Annotated in this window: 2 protein-coding genes; both read left to right on the forward strand. The window is 62.3% G+C overall.

Annotated elements, in window-relative coordinates; genetic code table 11:
* Nucleotides 1–1039: sugar phosphate isomerase/epimerase family protein (locus AC1ECN_RS38475; protein ID WP_477956049.1), on the forward strand; the 1039-nt coding region annotated here is incomplete at its 5' end.
* Nucleotides 1040–1230: 191 nt separating this feature from the next.
* On the forward strand, nt 1231–2042 hold an 812-nt coding region (locus AC1ECN_RS38480; protein ID WP_477956051.1), incomplete at its 3' end, for a Gfo/Idh/MocA family protein.

A 2042-nucleotide genomic window follows, 5' to 3' on the forward strand; every position in this document is an offset into this window, starting at 1 on the left:
GGGCCCCGGCCTTTTCCTTGGCCAGTTCGCGGGCGATACTGCTCCTTTCAACTCGTGGGATGCGATCACCAAATGGGCGGCCGACATCGGTTACAAGGGCGTCCAGGTGCCGACCTGGGCCAGCCAGCTGATCGATCTGAAGAAGGCTGCCACGTCCAAGGATTATTGCGACGARTTCGCCGGSAAGGCGCGTGAAAACGGCATCGAGATCACTGAACTCTCCACTCATCTGCAAGGACAGCTTGTCGCCGTTCACCCGGCCTATGACGAAGCCTTCGACGGGTTTGCTGCACCGGAGGTGCGGGGCAATCCGAAGGCGCGTCAGGAATGGGCGRTCGAGCAGGTCAAGATGGCGCTGACGGCATCCAAAAACCTCGGTCTCAAGGCGCATGCGACCTTTTCCGGCGCGCTTGCCTGGCCCTTCATCTATCCCTGGCCGCAGCGTCCTGCCGGTCTGGTCGAGACTGCCTTCGACGAACTCGCCCGCCGCTGGACGCCGATCCTCAACCATGCGGACGAGAACGGTATTGACGTCTGCTACGAGATCCACCCGGGCGAAGACCTGCATGACGGCATCACCTTCGAGATGTTCCTGGAGCGGGTGAAGAACCATCCGCGCGCCAACATGCTCTACGATCCCTCGCACTACGTCCTGCAGTGCCTCGATTATCTCGACAACATCGACATCTACAAGGACCGCATCAAGATGTTCCACGTCAAGGATGCGGAGTTCAATCCGACCGGGCGCCAGGGCGTCTACGGTGGCTATCAGGGCTGGKTGGAACGCGCCGGTCGGTTCCGTTCACTCGGCGACGGTCAGGTCGATTTCGGCGCGGTGTTCTCGAAGATGACGGCGAATAATTTCGACGGCTGGGCCGTGGTCGAATGGGAATGCGCGCTGAAGCATCCGGAGGACGGTGCTCGCGAAGGCGCCGAATTCGTTGCCGCCCATATCATCCGCGTCACCGAGAAAGCCTTCGACGATTTCGCMGGCAGTGGCACCGACCAGGCGGCGAACCGGCGGATGCTGGGGCTTTAGGCTTTCATTTCCCTTCTCCCCAGCGGGGAGAAGATGCCCGTCAGGGCAGATGAGGGGGATGAGGAGCGTTAGCGACGAAGGCTTTGAGCGACAAGCGAAAGGCAATATCTGTCGCCRGTGGCCCCCTCATCCGGCCCTCCGGGCCACCTTCTCCCCGAGGGGAGAAGGGAAGAAAATTTCAGGAGGAATCAATGGCAATCGAAGCATCATCCGAACAGTCCCGCGAGCCGCGCATCCGGCTCGGCATGGTGGGCGGCGGCGCCGGCGCGTTTATCGGCGCGGTGCACCGTATCGCGGCACGCATCGACGATCAGTACGATCTCATCGCTGGCGCGCTGTCGGCTTCGCCCGAAAAGGCGATCGCATCCGGCCGCGACCTCGGCCTCGATCCGTCGCGGACCTATTCCAGCTATCGCGAGATGGCGATCCGCGAGGCGAAGCTGAAGAATGGCATCGAGGCGGTRGCGATCGTYACGCCGAACCATGTGCACTACGATGCRGCCAAGGAATTCCTGAAGCGCGGCATTCATGTCATCTGCGACAAGCCGCTGACATCCAACCTTGCCGATGCGAAGAAGCTGAAGAAGATCGCCGACGAGAGCGGCGCGCTCTTCGTGCTGACGCAYAATTACACCGGCTATCCGATGGTCCGCCAGGCGCGGGAGATGATCGCGAATGGCGAACTCGGCGACATCCGYGTCGTCCAGGCCGAATATCCGCAGGAYTGGCTGACGGAAGCGGTCGAGCAAACCGGCCAGAAACAGGCGGCCTGGCGCACCGATCCRGCGCAGTCCGGCGTCGGCGGCTCGACCGGCGATATCGGCACGCAYGCCTATAATCTCGCCGCCTTCATCACTGGCCTGGAGCTCGACAGCCTCGCCGCCGATCTCGACAGYTTCGTKCCGGGCCGCCGGCTGGACGATAATGCGCATGTCATGCTGCGCTTCAAGGCGAAGGGTTCGGAGAAGCCGGCCAAGGGCATGCTCTGGTGCAGCCAGGTTGC

The sequence above is a fragment of the Rhizobium sp. 01N447_2 genome, assembly GCF_056399245.1.